This is a genomic window from Pseudomonas sp. S3_C06, from assembly GCF_054667675.1.
Genome location: NZ_CP162747.1, coordinates 962371 through 977570 on the forward strand (window position 1 = coordinate 962371; position 15200 = coordinate 977570).

17 protein-coding genes and 2 tRNA genes are annotated in these 15200 nt (G+C 58.3%); 12 read left to right on the forward strand and 7 right to left on the reverse strand.

All coding sequences use genetic code 11. The features are described from left to right. The first annotated feature begins 3 nt into the window (after positions 1-3). Positions 4-963 (forward strand): HlyD family secretion protein, encoded by a 960-nt coding sequence (locus tag AB4N44_RS04085; protein ID WP_127928088.1) that lies wholly within the window; start codon positions 4-6, stop codon positions 961-963. A gap of 61 nt (positions 964-1024) precedes the next feature. Further along, a complete protein-coding gene (locus AB4N44_RS04090) occupies positions 1025-2065 on the forward strand; it encodes an FUSC family protein (protein WP_177413863.1) in 1041 nt (346 codons plus the stop codon). A gap of 3 nt (positions 2066-2068) precedes the next feature. Here the strand turns inward: AB4N44_RS04090 and AB4N44_RS04095 are convergent, their stop codons facing one another. Beyond that, entirely contained in the window at positions 2069-2962 is an 894-nt protein-coding gene (locus AB4N44_RS04095; protein ID WP_127928090.1) for a DMT family transporter, read from the reverse strand. Between the two features lie 139 nt (positions 2963-3101). Between AB4N44_RS04095 and AB4N44_RS04100 the strand changes: the two genes are divergently transcribed. Together AB4N44_RS04100 and AB4N44_RS04105 are read left to right on the forward strand one after the other, a co-directional pair. Then, complete coding sequence (locus AB4N44_RS04100; RefSeq protein ID WP_064381847.1) at positions 3102-3539, forward strand: Lrp/AsnC family transcriptional regulator; 438 nt, start codon at positions 3102-3104, stop codon at positions 3537-3539. Positions 3540-3596: 57 nt separating this feature from the next. Beyond that, complete coding sequence (locus AB4N44_RS04105) at positions 3597-3914, forward strand: YceK/YidQ family lipoprotein (protein WP_127928092.1); 318 nt, start codon at positions 3597-3599, stop codon at positions 3912-3914. An 87-nt stretch (positions 3915-4001) separates the two neighbouring features. On the opposite strand, the gene AB4N44_RS04110 is transcribed toward AB4N44_RS04105, so the two are convergent. After that, positions 4002-4673, reverse strand: coding sequence for a Bax inhibitor-1/YccA family protein (locus AB4N44_RS04110; RefSeq protein WP_007915443.1), 672 nt, complete (start codon positions 4671-4673; stop codon positions 4002-4004). A gap of 122 nt (positions 4674-4795) precedes the next feature. On the opposite strand from AB4N44_RS04110, the gene AB4N44_RS04115 reads away from it, so the two are divergent. The 4 genes from AB4N44_RS04115 (at position 4796) to AB4N44_RS04130 (ending at position 7338) form a co-directional block, all read left to right on the forward strand. Further along, positions 4796-4883, forward strand: a tRNA-Ser gene (locus AB4N44_RS04115). Positions 4884-5730: 847 nt separating this feature from the next. Further along, complete coding sequence (locus tag AB4N44_RS04120) at positions 5731-5895, forward strand: ectoine synthase (RefSeq protein WP_224790123.1); 165 nt, start codon at positions 5731-5733, stop codon at positions 5893-5895. A gap of 47 nt (positions 5896-5942) precedes the next feature. Beyond that, a complete protein-coding gene (locus tag AB4N44_RS04125; protein ID WP_460110112.1) occupies positions 5943-7154 on the forward strand; it encodes an MFS transporter in 1212 nt (403 codons plus the stop codon). Continuing rightward, positions 7129-7338, forward strand: coding sequence for a hypothetical protein (locus AB4N44_RS04130; protein WP_160040399.1), 210 nt, complete (start codon positions 7129-7131; stop codon positions 7336-7338). Before AB4N44_RS04125 ends, AB4N44_RS04130 begins: the two co-directional genes overlap by 26 nt. Positions 7339-7347: 9 nt before the next feature. On the opposite strand, the gene AB4N44_RS04135 is transcribed toward AB4N44_RS04130, so the two are convergent. Beyond that, the gene (locus AB4N44_RS04135) at positions 7348-7716 is read right to left on the reverse strand and encodes a cupin domain-containing protein (protein WP_446730740.1); all 369 of its coding nucleotides are present in this window, start codon (positions 7714-7716) and stop codon (positions 7348-7350) included. Positions 7717-7884: 168 nt separating this feature from the next. Then, complete coding sequence (locus tag AB4N44_RS04140; RefSeq protein ID WP_460111611.1) at positions 7885-8784, reverse strand: transcriptional regulator GcvA; 900 nt, start codon at positions 8782-8784, stop codon at positions 7885-7887. A gap of 110 nt (positions 8785-8894) precedes the next feature. On the opposite strand from AB4N44_RS04140, the gene gstA reads away from it, so the two are divergent. The 3 genes from gstA to AB4N44_RS04155 all read left to right on the forward strand — a co-directional run bounded on the left by gstA (position 8895) and on the right by AB4N44_RS04155 (position 12172). Then, a complete protein-coding gene (gstA, locus tag AB4N44_RS04145; protein WP_316916503.1) occupies positions 8895-9506 on the forward strand; it encodes a glutathione transferase GstA in 612 nt (203 codons plus the stop codon). A gap of 84 nt (positions 9507-9590) precedes the next feature. Beyond that, the gene (locus AB4N44_RS04150) at positions 9591-9971 is read left to right on the forward strand and encodes a RidA family protein (RefSeq protein ID WP_460110110.1); all 381 of its coding nucleotides are present in this window, start codon (positions 9591-9593) and stop codon (positions 9969-9971) included. A 212-nt stretch (positions 9972-10183) separates the two neighbouring features. Continuing rightward, a complete protein-coding gene (locus AB4N44_RS04155; protein ID WP_460110108.1) occupies positions 10184-12172 on the forward strand; it encodes a peptidase U32 family protein in 1989 nt (662 codons plus the stop codon). A 113-nt stretch (positions 12173-12285) separates the two neighbouring features. Here AB4N44_RS04155 and AB4N44_RS04160 read toward each other — a convergent pair. After that, positions 12286-12360 (reverse strand) — tRNA-Gln (locus AB4N44_RS04160). Between the two features lie 319 nt (positions 12361-12679). On the opposite strand from AB4N44_RS04160, the gene AB4N44_RS04165 reads away from it, so the two are divergent. Then, a complete protein-coding gene (locus AB4N44_RS04165; RefSeq protein ID WP_460110106.1) occupies positions 12680-13705 on the forward strand; it encodes an alpha/beta fold hydrolase in 1026 nt (341 codons plus the stop codon). Between the two features lie 216 nt (positions 13706-13921). On the opposite strand, the gene AB4N44_RS04170 is transcribed toward AB4N44_RS04165, so the two are convergent. Together AB4N44_RS04170 and AB4N44_RS04175 are read right to left on the reverse strand one after the other, a co-directional pair. Then, the gene (locus AB4N44_RS04170; RefSeq protein ID WP_460110104.1) at positions 13922-14278 is read right to left on the reverse strand and encodes a DUF6124 family protein; all 357 of its coding nucleotides are present in this window, start codon (positions 14276-14278) and stop codon (positions 13922-13924) included. A 118-nt stretch (positions 14279-14396) separates the two neighbouring features. Beyond that, a complete protein-coding gene (locus AB4N44_RS04175) occupies positions 14397-14762 on the reverse strand; it encodes a DUF6124 family protein (protein WP_150774731.1) in 366 nt (121 codons plus the stop codon). Positions 14763-15200 lie beyond the last annotated feature (438 nt).

The window sequence follows — 15200 nt, forward strand, 5'->3', positions numbered from 1 at the left end:
ACCATGGATCTGCTCCTTATCCTGACTTACGCCGCGATCTGCGTCGCAGTATTCAAGATCTTCCGTATCCCGCTGAACAAATGGACGGTGCCCACCGCCGTACTGGGCGGCATCCTGATGATCGGCGCCTTGATTTTTACCATGAACTACAACCATCCCTACTCTGAGGTGGCGCGCACGTACTTCGTGTCTGTGCCGGTGATTCCCATCGTCAGCGGCCAGGTGATCGACGTGCCGGTGAAGGGTAACGAGCCGCTGGAAAAAGGCGACGTGCTGTTTCGCATCGACCCTACGCCGTTTCAAAACCGGGTGAAATCGCTCAAGGCGCAATTGATCGCCGCCAAGGGTGATCGCTACCGGATCACCGAATTGATCCGACGCAACTTCGGCACCCAGCGCGAACTGGATGCGGCCATCGCCCGCACCGATGATCTGCAGGCGCAGCTGGACAACGCCCAGTTTGAGCTAGACAACACCACCGTTCGCGCGCCGAGCAAAGGCTTCGTCACTCACGTGTCCTTGCGGCCGGGGATGATGGCGAGCAAGTTGCCATTGCGTCCGTCGATGGTGTTCATTCCCGAGGAAGGCCAATATTTTGCCGCGTGGATGCGCCAGAACAGCCTGCTGCGCCTGACCGTCGGCGACGAGGCAGAAGTCGCGTTCGACGGCATTCCCGGCAAGGTGTTCGCCGGCCGGGTGAAAAACGTCATCGGTGTGATTGCCGAAGGCCAGGTGCAGCCTTCCGGCACACTGATCGGCTACACCGGTTCGCCGCCGGCCGGGCGTGTGCCGGTGATCATCGAAATCACCGATCCGGCCTTCGCCCAGTACAGCAAGCTGATGCCGGGCGGTGCTTACGGGCAGGCCGCGTTGTACAGTCAGCACTTCCATCACATTGGCACGATGCGCAAAATCCTCCTGCGTATGGCAGCATGGATGAATTACATTTTCCCTTTCCATTGACCTGAAGCCCAATCACGAGAGGCCCGCACTGAGTACTTACAGCACCCATCGACTTCCGCCCTTGCTGCGTCGTGTCCTGCGTCCGTTGCTTGATCCTTATCGACGCTACCGGCACGCACGGCTGATTCATGCGGTGCGCGTGGCCCTCGGCTTGCTGGCAACGATCCTGCTGACCACCGGCATCAACCTGCCCCACGGCGAATGGGCCTCGGTGACCATGCTGGTGGTCATCGGCGGTTTGCAGCACCACGGCAACATCGGCAAAAAAGCTGCCGAACGCGCCACGGGCACCTTGATCGGTGCCGGTGTCGGTTTGCTATTGGTGGCTCAGCAGGCGTGGCTCGGCATGCCGTGGCTGACGTATTTTGCGATGGCGGTGGTCTGCGGTTTCTTCTCTTATCACGCGATTGGCAAAGGGGGTTATACCGCCCTGCTCTCGGCGATTACCGTGTTCATTGTCGCCGGACATGGTGACAACCCGATCACCGACGGCTTGTGGCGCGGCGTCGATATTCTCATCGGGATTGCCCTCGCTCTGGCCTTCTCTTTTGCCCTGCCGCTCTACGCGGTGTATTCGTGGCGCTACAACCTCGCCGATGCCCTGCGTGATTGCGCTACGGTGTATGGGCGGATCATCGGCGGCCAACCGGTCAGCGCCGATGAGCATTTGAAATTGATGGGCCGTCTCGGCGCGGTGATGGTGCAGTTGCGTTCACTGATGCCGTCAGTGTCCAAGGAAGTGAAGATTTCCATGACCGAACTCGATGCCATCCAGCGCAATCTGCGCATGTGCATCAGCACACTGGAAATCCTCGGCAACACGCGACCGGATGCCAACGATCCAGAAGCCATGGCCCATCTGCAATCAGCGCTGAAGGCCGAGCACCGGCAGATTCGCGTGCAATTGATCGGCATGGCACGAGCGTTGAAAACCGGCGCTTCGCAACGCCTGGACAAGCCGCTGGAGTTGCCGGAAGCCCACCTCGATGCGCCGGTTTACAGCACGCTGGATGGCTACCGACTGTTGACCCGGCAACTGGCGGCGAACATCGGCGAGATGCGCCAGCGCCTGGCGAAAACCGCGCCGCACTGGAACATCTGAGGGTTACTGCGCGGCCAGTCGCCGGGGCTTCAGGCCCCAACCCTGCTGCATGCCGGCAGCGGCCAGCAGGATTGCCGCGACACCGACCCATTGCAGGGTTTCCAAGCGATGGCCGAACGCGAACCAATCGACGAAGATCGCCGCAATCGGGTAGATGAACGACAATGCGCCGGTCAATGCGGTCGGCAATTTCTGGATGGCGCCGTACAGCAGCACATACATCAGGCCGGTGTGAACGATGCCCAGCGTCACCAGACTGGCCCAGGCACTCGGTGCTTGCGGCAATGCGCTGAAATGCGCGAACGGCGCCAGCAGCAAAATCCCGGTGCACACCTGAATCAGCGCTATCAGATGCGGTGGCGTGCCGGTCAGGCGTTTGATGATCAGCGCGGCAATCGCATAGAGAAACGCCGCGCCCAGCGCCAACGCAATGCCCATCAGATAGTCGTTGCCGCTTTCACTTTGGGCGCCGTGAGCGCTGACGATCGCCAGCATGCCCATGAACGAGATTGCCAGCCAGAACAGTTTTTGCAGGGTGATTTTTTCGCCCAGAAACAGCGCCGCCAAACCCACCAGCATGAACGGCTGCACGTTGTACACTGCCGTACCGATGGCAATTGAGGCCTTTGAGTAAGAGGCAAACAACAGCACCCAGTTACCGACAATCGCCATCCCGCTCAGCACCGCGAGCAGGAAGGTGGTACGGGTCAGAATGCCCGGGCGCAGGAAGCCGAAAGCGGCACAGATCAGCAGCAAGGTGCCGGCACCGAACACGCAACGCCAGAACACCACGTCCAGCACCGGCTGCCCGGAGACCAGCACGAACCAGCCAATTGTCCCGGAAATCAGCATGGCAGCGGTCATTTCGAATGAGCCGCGACGGATTGTATTGTCCATCTTCAATCTCCTGTCTTTGTGACAAAAGTATGCCAAGCGAACCGGGAGGCGCTCCAGAGCAAAAAGCAGGCTAAACTCGAAATCTGCCTCTTTTATCGTGGGTAATTTTCACTAATTGCCTAATGCTGGAGTGTTTTTCATGACTGACGATATTGACCAGATCCTCATCGGCGCATTGATGGAGGATTCGCGGCGCTCGCTCAAGGCCTTGGCGCAAATCAGCGGATTGTCGTCGCCGAGCGTGGCTGAACGCTTGCGCCGGTTGGAAGAACGCGGTGTGCTCAAGGGCTATACCGTCGAGATCGACCCGAAGTGCTTTGGTTACCAATTGCAGGCCATCGTCCGGGTGCGGCCACTGCCGGGCCAATTGCAAGAGGTCGAACGGCAGATCCTGTCGATCCCCGAATTCACCGAGTGCGACAAAGTAACGGGCGAGGATTGTTTTATCGCGCGCTTGCATGTGCGCTCGATGGAACAGCTGGACACCCTGCTCGACCGCCTCAATACCTTGGCCGAAACCAACACCGCCATCGTCAAGAAGACGCCGGTGAAGCGTCGTTTGCCGCCGATGGCCTAAGTGCATTTGCTGCACGTTCAGCGTAGATTGAGGTTTTTCCGGCGAAGGATTGGCGGTATGAAAGTTCAGGCAATGATGCTGATGGCATTAGTGTTGAGTGGTTGCGGGACAGTGCAGACGGTCGTGCGCGACGACCAGGTTGCCATAGACGATTTGAAATCGAACAAATCCTATTGCGGGGCGGTACCACGAATCTACAGCGGCGTGATGTATGACTTCTGCAGTCTGCATGCACCGATAGACGAAGGTAACAAGTACAACGCAGCCCTGCCCGGCTGGGCGATTGATGCCGTGGCTTCCGGGGTGCTCGACACCTTGTTGCTGCCCTACACCATTTACAAACAACAGACTGACGGCAGCATCGTTATCAACTGAATAGTCCCGGGCACGGGACAGAACCGCTTTCCTGCAGACAACAAAAAACCCGCCGAAGCGGGTTTTTTGTTATTTCACAGCCAGCGATCAGTCGTCGCGGCTCATGATGCCGAAGATCTGCAACAAGCTGATGAACAGGTTGTAGATCGATACATACAGGCTGATGGTCGCCATGATGTAGTTACGCTCGCCGCCGTGGATGATGGCGCTGGTCTGGAACAGGATGCACACGGACGAGAACAGCACGAAACCTGCGCTGATCGCCAGTTGCAGGCCGCTGACCTGGAAGAAGAAGCTTGCCAGCGTTGCACCCAGCAACACGAAGAAACCAGCGGTGATGAAACCACCGAGGAAGCTCATGTCCTTGCGGGTGATCAGCACGTAGGCCGACAGACCACCGAACACCAGCGCGGTCATCGCGAACGCCGAGCTGACCACTTCAGCGCCGCCCTGCATGCCCAGGTAACGGTTGAGGATCGGGCCGAGCAGGAAACCCATGAAACCGGTCAGCGCAAAAGCGGACACCAGGCCCCACGCGGAATCACGGAGTTTGTTGGTGAGGAAGAACAGCCCGTAGAAGCCGATCAGCACCACGAAAATGTTCGGGTAGCCAACACGCATCTGCTGGGCAACAAAAGCCATGACGCCGCTGAATGCGAGGGTCAGAGCCAGTAGGCCGTAAGTGTTGCGCAGGACGCGGCTAACCTCTAGCTGCTCAGCCTGCACGCTGTTATTAACTGCGTAATCCTGTTCGCGCATGGCGACACTCCTGTTGGTTTGAAACGTTCAGTCGCAAAGATCATAACAGACGCTCTGTAACAAGCCATGCAGAGAGTTTGACAGTGTGTTTCATTCAGGTATTATGGCGCCCGCAACGCAACGGAGGTGTGGCCGAGTGGTTTAAGGCAACGGTCTTGAAAACCGTCGACTGTAACAGGTCCATGAGTTCGAATCCCATCGCCTCCGCCATATTTGGTACCGTCAAAGCCCTGATTATTCAGGGCTTTGTCGTTTCTGGCGTTCTGAAAAATTTCTGTCGTGCCAGATGCGTTCCCGCCTGTGAGTTGTAAAGGACTCCCACTGCGCCGTCCCACAAATCAGGCTGTTTTCCGAGGCTATAGGTCGGTGATTACACGTCACGAATGCCTACCGCGGCGCCTCGACCTATAACGTCGTTCAGATCGGCAACGGGAATCTGCTGGGCACTATCAGCCGGTCAATCTTCAACTTCGAAAGTGATGAGGTGAAGGTGTGCAACGGCCCATCAGCCCTCAATTCCTGTGGAGACGCTGTGCCCCTATAGGTTCAAAAACAGCTCACTGGCTCTGCATTGCGAACTCGTACGCTTTGAAAATCTTCTCTGCGGCGCCGTATCACAATTCAAGAGCCAGAGAATGAACATACGTTCATCGAAAACAAGGCTCGATGCGTCTAGGCTGCGGGTTCCGACATAGTGACTACAGGAGTAACCCACCATGTTCTCGCACGAAAGCGTCCCGCTAATCATCATCTTTGTCATCATGCTCATAGGCGTGCTTACGGCTTTTTTGCACCCGGTGCATGCGCTCTTTAGCTGGCTTCGGAGGCGCAGAGAAAGATCGACCGTCAAGATCGCAAAAGACATGAATTCGCGCTGAATCCTTCCATTAAGGGCCCGGATGCGTCTGGGCTTTTCCCGCCTGAGAAGAAGAAGAAAAAAACACAGCACAACAGACCGTTATTGCTTTAAGCATTCTGCTCTTCCTTGGCGTCATTCTTGAAAGTGTCCTGAAACACGGCAAATATCGGCCAGCCGCCGGCAAACAGCTCGTCAAAATTGCAGTCACTCAACCGACGTTTTTTTCTTGTACTCGACCAACACGATCGTCATTACCTGCGCGGGAGCAAGGAGCAAGACCTGATCCTCGCCAGCGTATTCAACCCGCCCAAGCGCGGGGATGAGCGGCATAATCTCAATGACAGCCTAGGATCGGCATACTGAAGCACAGCTGGCCGCGCGGCCTGACCGTCAATAACAAGGAGTTCACTTTGCGCAAGGATTACCTGGCATTTTTCACCTCGCTGTTCCTCTCGCGACTAGCGGATCAGATTCTATTGTTCATCGTGCCGTTGGTGGTGTTCCAGACTACCAACAGTGCTTCCTGGGCGGGTTTGGCGTTTTTCGTCGAATCGCTGCCGCGCTTTCTCGCGTTTCCGGTGTGCGGAGCCTTGTGTGACAAGTTTTCACCCATCAGGATTCTGCATATCAGCCAGGTCTACCGTGCGCTGCTTTGTCTGCTGGCAGTAGGCATGTTTGCCCTCTTCGGTGGTATCGCCTGGGTCGTCGTGCTGTCAGCGCTATGCGGCGTGCTGACCACCCAGGGCATCATGGCCCGCGAGGTGCTGATGCCGCATATTTTCCAGCACTACAGCTACACCAAGACCTTGTCCTATTCACAGATCGCCGATCAGACCGGGCTGGTGCTCGGGCCGCTGGTGGCTGCATTGCTGTTGGAAGTCTGGGCGTGGCATTGGGTGGTGCTGTGGGTCGCCGGGCTCTTCCTGCTGGCGGACCTGAGCATGCTGGTCTGGCAACGCCTCAGCCGCATCACGCTGGAAGTGTTCGAGCAGCATCAGGACATCTGGCTGCAACCGCTGCGTATCGCTTTTGGTCACATCCGCGAGCTGGCGGAACTGAAGAAAATCATCCTGCTGGCGGTTGGGGTCAACCTGATCGTCGGCGTCACTCTCGCTACTTCGGCAGCGATGGTGATCGGCGAGTTCAGTGCCGGCAAGGATGCCTATGCCGGGCTACAGGCAGCGGGCGCGGTGACCACCATCATCATTCTGTTCTTCCTCGCACGGGTTGAACTGCCGCAACGGATACTCGGCGGGCTCGCTTATTCAATGATTGCCGCAGGTGCGCTGGTCAGCGCCCTGAGTCCGAATCTGGCCGGCTATGTGCTGGGGTTCCTGCTGATCGTGGGCTTCGACAAGATGTTCAACATCTATATGCGCAGCATCCGTCAGCGGGTGATTCCGGCCAAGGACTTCGGCAAGACCGTGGGCGTGATCACCTTGCTCAACAACCTCTCGCAACCTTTGGCGGGGTTGCTGGTGGCGTTGCTGGCCTCAAGCGTGGGTACGCAAGGGGTGATCCTGATTCTGGCCGTGCTGACTATGCTGCTGGGTGCCGTAGCGGTATGGTGGTTTGCCGTCAGCAGAGGAACCCTGAATGCCGAAGAATCCACCGCCCCCTGAAAACAAAGCTACCGCCGCCGACATCGAGCGCTCGATCCAGGCTTTAAACAAAATGGCCGAGCGCCTCTGGGGCGAAGGTCGAGAGGCCGAGGCCAAAGCCCTGCTCGATGCGCTCGATGCGTTGAACCGGGCGCTCGACCGCATCAGGATTGGAGAAAGTCGCCGAGCGGCGACGCTCCATTGAGGTGTGGGCCTACGGTTTGAGGATCAGCAACGGCTCACTCTTCTTCACGATGTAAGTCGCCAACTCCGAACCCTTGTCCGCACCAACGTTTTTGGCGACATGCGCCACACCTTCCGGAATGAACAACGAATCCCCCGCTTTCAGCGTCACCGGCGCCCTGCCCTCCAGTTGATATTCGAAAGTACCGCTGATCACATACGCGACCTCAACACCGGGATGCGCGTGCCTTGGCGAGGTCACGCCCGGTTCGAAATCGACGCGTGCCTGAATCACTTCGCGCTCGGCGGCCCCGAGATCCTGGCGAACCAGGTCCGTGCGGCTCAAGCCTTGTTGCCAACTCTTGGCCGGTGCGTCAGCCGCATGGGTGATGCCGATCATTGAAGCGAGTATCGCGGCGCTGGCCAGTAACAGTGGACGATGCATGGTGTTGCCCTCTCGAACGTAGTGGTGTGGTGGCCTCTACTTTGAGCGGGTCATGTAGGGAGGATGTGTCGTAAACCCCGGGTTTATTGTTCACGTGTGTATCCACGGCAGATTGATACACGCTTATACAAAGGTTTCTCTGGCTAGCGGCTGCGCCAACAGCCATGCCCTGAAGGCGACGATTTTCTTCACCTGTGCCGTTTCACGCGGCGTCACCAGATAAAAACCCAATTGATCTTTCAAGCGCAGATCGAAGGGTACGACCAGACGCCCGGCCCGCAGATCGTCTTCGACATAGGTCGAGCGGCCAATGCATACGCCCTGCCCGTCAACCGCTGCCTGCACCGCCATCATCGCCAGATCGAAGGTCAACCGTGGTCCCTCGGCCAACTGCAGCGGTTGGCCCGCAGCGCTTAGCCAGGTGCTCCAGTCAGTGGCCGTCACGCCGCTGACTTGCAGCATTGTGTGCCTGGCCAGATCTGCGGGCGTGCTCAGCGTCTTCGCCAATGCGGGGCTGCACACCGGAAAGATTTTATCGGACATCAAAAAGTCGGCCCGCAAGCCCTTCCAGTCACCACGCCCGTAACGAATCGCCGCATCGATAGCGCCCTTGCGAAAATCGACCAGCTCAGTGGACGCACTGATCCGCACATCGATATCGGCAAACGCCTGCTGAAAGGACGGCAGTCGCGGCAGCAACCACTTCGATGCCACGGACACCAGGGTGCTGATAGTCAGTACGCTTTTGTGGCGTCCTTCAAGCAATTGCTCAGTCGAATAGCGCAGCTCCTGAAACGCCGCACGAATACCCGGCAGATAGGCCTGCCCTTCTTCGCTGAGCGCCAACCCTTCGGCGAGCCGCAGAAACAGATGCACACCCAGCTCCGCTTCGAGTCGGCGAATCTGGTGGCTGACAGCCGTTTGGGTGACGTTGAGTTCTTCGGCGGCTTTGGTAAAACTCATGTGCCGGGCAGCGGCTTCAAAGGCTCGCAATCCGTTGAGTGAGGGCAGTGAAACAGTCATGGAGTTGATGGTACTCATGAGATTTTGTCATACGCTAGCACCGTAAATGACCTTTGCGAAAGCTGCGCGGGTAAACGATTGTGGCGCCTCTCACATTGCCAGGAAGTGCCATGAAACTGTATTTCGCGCCGATGACTTGCTCGCTTTCCCCGCATATTGTGCTGCGGGAACTGGGTTTGCCCTTCGAACTGGTTCGCGTCAACAACCACAGCAAACGCACCGCCGACGGGCGTGACTTTCAAGAGATAAACCCGAAGGGCTATGTCGCCGCGCTGTTACTGGATAACGGTGAGGTACTGACGGAAGGCCCGGCGATCCTGCAGTTTCTGGTCGATCAGGTGCCCGGCAACACACTGGCGCCCGCGCTGGGCACCTGGGAGCGCACGCGTCTGCAGGAGCATCTGAACTTCATCAGCTCGGAGATTCATGGTGGTAGTGCACCGCTGTTCAATGCCGACATCGCGCAATCGGTGAAAGCGATCTTCCGGGACAGGCTGTTCAAGCGCCTGGACTACCTGAACCGGCAACTGGCGAATCAGGACTACCTCACCGGCACATTCGGCATCGCCGATGCCTATCTGTTTACCGTACTGACGTGGTTGCCAGTCTTCCACATCGACATCGCAGCCTGGCCCGCCCTTGCCGCCTATAGTCGTCGCATCGCCGCCCGCCCCTGCGTAATTGCAGCGACGGCGGCGGAAGCAGCGACGCTGCCGGTCTGAACATCATCAGGGCATCGAGCGGGCCATCTCGTCCCTGAAGCTGTAAACTGCCGCGATCTTCACTCTCTCAAACAAGGGATCAGCATGGCCAACCAAGACATCATTTTCACTCCGGACCCGGACGCAGACTCGATCTCTTCGGACGTCACCACGTTCAACGGCATCATGGTCTCCACGCAGATCCCGACCCGCGCCGACGGCAGCCTGGAACTGGGCGATATCACCCTGCAAAGCGAATGCACCCTGCAAGCACTGAAGCTTGCGCTGGAACGTGCCGGCAGCTCGATGGATCGGGTGATGCACTTGACCATTTACCTGACCGACATGGCCGATCGCGCGGCATTCAACGAGGTGTACAAGCGCTACTTTGCCAAGCCTTGGCCGGTGCGTGCGGCGGTGGGTGTGGCGTCGCTGGCGGTTGAAGGGATGCGCGTAGAAGTGACTGCGATGGCGGCCAAGGCCTGACTTCTCACTGCCAAACCCTGTGGGAGCGAGCCTGCTCGCGAAGGCTTCAGTTCAGGCGCCATTGATGCTGAATGTGCTGGCCCCTTCGCGAGCAGGCTCGCTCCCACAGGGGGTTGTGCAGTGTCAGCTGCCATCGGGCAGCACAGGCGTGCCGGGCGCGCGTTTCACGGGTAGAATGCGCGCCTAACCGTGACAGCCTGACTAAAAAAACTATGTCCTTGCCCAAGCATCATCTGGAATTGCTCAGCCCTGCCCGCGATGTGGCCATCGCCCGTGAGGCGATCCTCCACGGCGCTGACGCCGTGTACATCGGCGGCCCAAGCTTCGGCGCGCGCCACAATGCCTGCAACGAAGTCGGCGAAATCGCCGAACTGGTGGAGTTCGCCCGCAAGTATCACGCGCGCATCTTCACCACCATCAACACCATCCTGCACGACAACGAACTGGAGCCGGCGCGCAAGCTGATCCATCAGTTGTACGACGCTGGTGTCGACGCGCTGATCGTTCAGGATCTGGGCGTGATGGAGCTGGACATTCCGCCGATCGAGCTGCACGCCTCGACCCAGACCGACATCCGCACCCTTGAGCGAGCGAAATTCCTCGATCAGGCCGGTTTCTCGCAACTGGTCTTGGCCCGTGAGCTGAACCTGCAGGAAATCCGCGCGATCGCCGACGAAACCGACGCCGCCATCGAGTTCTTCATTCACGGCGCGTTGTGCGTGGCCTTCTCCGGCCAGTGCAACATTTCCCACGCGCAGACCGGGCGCAGCGCCAACCGTGGCGATTGCTCGCAGGCGTGCCGTTTGCCGTACACCCTCAAAGATGAAAAGGGTGGCGTAATCGCCTACGAAAAACACCTGTTGTCGATGAAAGACAACAACCAGAGCGCCAACATCCGCGCTCTGGTTGAGGCTGGTGTGCGTTCGTTCAAGATCGAAGGTCGCTACAAGGACATGGGCTATGTGAAGAACATCACCGCCTATTACCGCCAGCGCCTCGACGACGTGCTCGAAGACCGCCCGGATCTGGCCCGTGCCTCCAGCGGCCGCACCGCGCACTTCTTCCTGCCGGACCCGGAAAAGACTTTCCACCGGGGTAGCACCGATTACTTTGTCACTGATCGCAAGATCGACATCGGCGCCTTCGACTCGCCTACCTTCACCGGTCTGCCAGTGGGCACAGTCGAGAAAGTCGGCAAACGCGACATGCAGGTCGTCACCCAGGAGCCGCTGTCCAACGGCGACGGCTTGAACGTGCTGGTCAAACGCGAAGTGGTCGGTTTCCGCGCCAACATCGCCGAAGCAAAAGGTGAATTCGAAGAAGACGGCGAGAAGCGCTACCGCTACCGCGTCGAGCCGAACGAGATGCCGGAAGGCTTGTTCAAGCTGCGCCCGAACCACCCGTTGAATCGCAACCTCGATCACAACTGGCAACAGGCGTTGCAAAAGACCTCGTCCGAGCGCCGCGTGGCCCTGAGCTGGGTCGCGCGTTTGCGTGAAGAGCAGCTGGAAGTCACCGCCACCAGCGAAGAAGGCATCAGCGCCAGCGTGACCCTCAACGGTCCGTTCGGCGTGGCCAACAAGCCTGAGCAAGCGCTGGAACAATTGCGCGATCTGCTCGGCCAGCTTGGCACCACGCAGTACCACGCCACCGACATCAAACTCGATGCGCCACAGGCGTTCTTCATCCCCAACTCACAGCTCAAATCCCTGCGCCGTGAAGTGATCGAGAACCTGACCGCCGCCCGTGTCGCCGCTCACCCGCGTGGCGGCCGTAAAGCCGAAACCAGCCCGCCGCCGGTGTACCCGGATTCGCACCTGACCTTCCTCGCCAACGTCTACAACCAGAAGGCCCGTGACTTCTACCACCGTCACGGCGTGAAGCTGATCGACGCGGCGTACGAAGCGCACGAAGAGCCAGGCGAAGTGCCGGTGATGATCACCAAACACTGCCTGCGTTTCTCCTTCAACCTGTGCCCGAAACAGGCGAAAGGCGTGACCGGCGTGCGCACCAAAGTTGCGCCGATGCAGTTGATCCACGGCGATGAAGTGCTGACGCTGAAGTTCGATTGCAAGCCGTGCGAAATGCACATCATCGGCAAGATGAAAGGCCACATCCTCAACCTGCCGCAACCGGGCAGCGTGGTCGGCCATATCAGTCCTGAAGACCTGATGAAAACCATTCCGCGCGCACCGCACTGAGTGGACGGCGTGCGCGGCGCTTCGGCGCCGCGCACACCTTCTTTACCAAGCCTGGCCAAATCGCAGGCATAAAAAAACGCCAACTTCTTGCGAAGTTGGCGTTTTTTCGAATATGGCAGGGGCGGCTGGATTCGAACCAACGCATGGCAGGATCAAAACCTGCTGCCTTACCGCTTGGCGACGCCCCTACTGCTCTTTCCAGCTACTTCGTTAGGTTCGCTGTGAGAACGGGGCGCAATTTACCAAGGTTTTTTGCCTTTGGGAAGCGCGAAGTGAAATATTTTTTGTTTTAAAACAGCGACTTATTATTTTGGCCTGAATCAGGTCCAGGGGGAGTCGGTTTCGCCGCCGTGTATCACACTGTGTACCAACCCTCTCGCGACACATCGACTTTCGATAAAGCCGTTCTTCGACACAGGCCAGATACGTCCCAACGCTCAAATGCACTCAAGGTTTCAAGGGTTCATTCAGAACCCTTGGCCAAAGGCTCGCAAAGGAGACGTCACCATGAAGATGGCACTGCACACCCGCAAAACCGCGTTCGGTTTGTCGATTCTGGCTTTGTCGTTGTTCGCTTTTGGCAGCGCTCAGGCGCAAACCGCTGAGCCTGCGACCGCCAGCTATTCCGCGCCCTCGCCTTTCGGCCCGCTCAAACATGTGAAGGCCGGCGTGCTCGACGTCGCCTACGCCGAAACCGGCCCGGCGAATGGCCCGGTGGTGATCCTGCTGCACGGCTGGCCCTACGACATTCACAGCTACGACGAAGTCGCGCCGTTGCTCGCAGCCAAGGGTTATCGGGTGTTGATGCCGTATGCGCGGGGTTATGGCGATACGCAGTTCCTTTCGAAAGACACCCTGCGCAATGGCCAACCGGCGGCGCTGGCCAGTGACGTCATCGACTTCATGGACGCGCTGAAGATCAAGCAAGCGGTGCTCGGCGGTTATGACTGGGGTGCGCGTTCGGCGGACATCGTCTCGGCGCTGTGGCCGGAACGGGTGAAAGCGCTGGTCTCGGTCAGTGGTTACCTGATCGGTAATCAAGCCGCCGGGCAAAACCCGCTGCCGCCCAAGGCTGAATTGCAGTGGTGGTACCAGTTCTACTTTGCGACTGACCGTGGCCGCGCCGGTTACGAGAAGAACACCCACGACTTCGCCAAGCTGATCTGGCAAACCGCTTCGCCGCAGTGGAAATTCGACGACGCCACGTTTGATCGCAGCGCCAAGGCATTGGAGAATCCCGATCACGTTGATATCACCGTGTTCAACTACCGCTGGCGGCTGGGCCTGGTGCAGGGTGAAGCGAAGTACGCCGCGCTGGAGCAGAAACTCGCCACCGCGCCGTCGATCAGCGTGCCGACCATTACCCTTGAAGGCGACGCCAACGGTGCGCCGCACCCGGCGCCGGAGGATTATGCCAAGCGCTTTACCGGCAAGTATCAGTTCCGCTTGATCAATGGCGGGATCGGGCACAACTTGCCGCAGGAAGATCCGCAGGCGTTTGCCAAGGCTGTGATTGATGCGGATCACCTGTAGAAACTAAAAAGCAGTCAGCCGCGAAGGCTGACTGCTTGATTATTTTAGGGTGGGATTAAAGCTTGAGAGATGGTCACGTTTTGCAAATGCTTTGCCTGAACGGACGTGATCGCGAGCAGGCTCACTCCTACAGGGGGAACGCATTTCAAATGTAGGAGTGAGCCTGCTCGCGATGACGCCCGACCAGACACCCTCAACCCCGACTAACGTGCGCAATCACTCGGTTGGCACAACCAGATCCAACGCCTTGTTCACCGCCAATTCCCCCAACATGACCACTTGCGCAATGCCCAGCAGGGTATGTCGATTTGCGCCCTCCAGCATCCCGGCAAAATTGCCGAGCATCACCGACGCGGACGCCAACGATCCGCTAGCATTGGTCAGCAACGACTCGGTGTCTGCTTGCGGGTTGGCCATGAACAGAGCGTTGGGCGTATAGGGTTCGGCCATAATCGCGGCAGGCAGCAGGTAATGGTCAAGCGCACGCTCAGCCGCTTCGTGGAGCTTTCTTGAATTGGGCGAGGCGTACGGCGATATCAGGTCAGTGACCGATGGTTCGGGTGGCTGAGACATCAGCTGAAACTCCAGACAAGAACCGCTACAGGTTCTTTGATAGAAGGCGTGAAGCGCCGCGATCGCGGACGCTTCTGTGCAATGAGGGAGCGAGCCCCCTCACCCATCTGCATCGCGACTAGTGCGGCAAGCGCTGGTTATCTAGGACTCGGCCGACCACCAGTTCACTGAGCATGATCACCTGTTGCAGGATCAGCATCTTTTTGCGCTGTGAAGGGTCAATCGAATCGGCGAGATCTCGGGCCATGTCACTGGCGCAGGACAGTGTTTCAGTGGCTTCGACGAGCAGGGTTTCGTTATCCACCGTGGGGTCGATCAGGTAGATCTTGCCGGTCTTGCGGGTGGGGATTGAAGTCTTCAGCGCGGAGGGATTGAGGTAGAAATTGATCGCGCGGTCGGTGGCCTCTTTGATGTTCTGAGGCTCGAGTGCGGCGTCGTAGGGGATTGGATCGGTTTCTGGCGGGTTTGGCGTAATTTTGAACATAAAGGACTCTTTGTCTTAAAAGAATTGAAGAGCCGTCACTTTCGCTACCAAACGAAGGGTGGCGGCCACACGTGGGTTGGTAGACCGGTCAAGACAGAGAAAACCCCGGCGCCCCCGAAAGGGCCCCACGCATGGCCACCATATAAAGCCGAGTCCCGAAAAAGAGACCGCAATAAGGTGATGCAATACGGGCTGTCAAGAAACGGGCTACCAAACCCGATCACTGTTTTGCAGTGACAGGGAAACGATACAGCCCGCCTCAAGGCGCGTAAGCCGGCGGATTCTGGCGTACGCGTAGGCAACGGCGCAAGGTGTTGTAGCCGTTATGGCGTAACAGTGCGTGTAAGTTAAACGTGTGTGGGTGATGGTGTTTAAGAGCCCCTCACCCTAGCCCTCTCCCAGAGGGAGAGGGGACTGACCGAGGTGTTTGGGGGAGGT

What these genes read in the sequence shown, in the direction of transcription:
- AB4N44_RS04085 (WP_127928088.1), top strand. Translation starts at nt 4, where the DNA reads ATGGATCTGCTCCTTATCCTGACTTACGCCGCGATCTGCGTCGCAGTA.
- AB4N44_RS04095 (WP_127928090.1), bottom strand. Translation starts at nt 2,962, where the DNA reads ATGGACAATACAATCCGTCGCGGCTCATTCGAAATGACCGCTGCCATG.
- AB4N44_RS04100 (WP_064381847.1), top strand. Translation starts at nt 3,102, where the DNA reads ATGACTGACGATATTGACCAGATCCTCATCGGCGCATTGATGGAGGAT.
- AB4N44_RS04105 (WP_127928092.1), top strand. Translation starts at nt 3,597, where the DNA reads ATGAAAGTTCAGGCAATGATGCTGATGGCATTAGTGTTGAGTGGTTGC.
- AB4N44_RS04110 (WP_007915443.1), bottom strand. Translation starts at nt 4,673, where the DNA reads ATGCGCGAACAGGATTACGCAGTTAATAACAGCGTGCAGGCTGAGCAG.
- AB4N44_RS04130 (WP_160040399.1), top strand. Translation starts at nt 7,129, where the DNA reads ATGCCGAAGAATCCACCGCCCCCTGAAAACAAAGCTACCGCCGCCGAC.
- AB4N44_RS04135 (WP_446730740.1), bottom strand. Translation starts at nt 7,716, where the DNA reads ATGATCGGCATCACCCATGCGGCTGACGCACCGGCCAAGAGTTGGCAA.
- AB4N44_RS04140 (WP_460111611.1), bottom strand. Translation starts at nt 8,784, where the DNA reads ATGACTGTTTCACTGCCCTCACTCAACGGATTGCGAGCCTTTGAAGCC.
- gstA (WP_316916503.1), top strand. Translation starts at nt 8,895, where the DNA reads ATGAAACTGTATTTCGCGCCGATGACTTGCTCGCTTTCCCCGCATATT.
- AB4N44_RS04150 (WP_460110110.1), top strand. Translation starts at nt 9,591, where the DNA reads ATGGCCAACCAAGACATCATTTTCACTCCGGACCCGGACGCAGACTCG.
- AB4N44_RS04155 (WP_460110108.1), top strand. Translation starts at nt 10,184, where the DNA reads ATGTCCTTGCCCAAGCATCATCTGGAATTGCTCAGCCCTGCCCGCGAT.
- AB4N44_RS04165 (WP_460110106.1), top strand. Translation starts at nt 12,680, where the DNA reads ATGAAGATGGCACTGCACACCCGCAAAACCGCGTTCGGTTTGTCGATT.
- AB4N44_RS04170 (WP_460110104.1), bottom strand. Translation starts at nt 14,278, where the DNA reads ATGTCTCAGCCACCCGAACCATCGGTCACTGACCTGATATCGCCGTAC.
- AB4N44_RS04175 (WP_150774731.1), bottom strand. Translation starts at nt 14,762, where the DNA reads ATGTTCAAAATTACGCCAAACCCGCCAGAAACCGATCCAATCCCCTAC.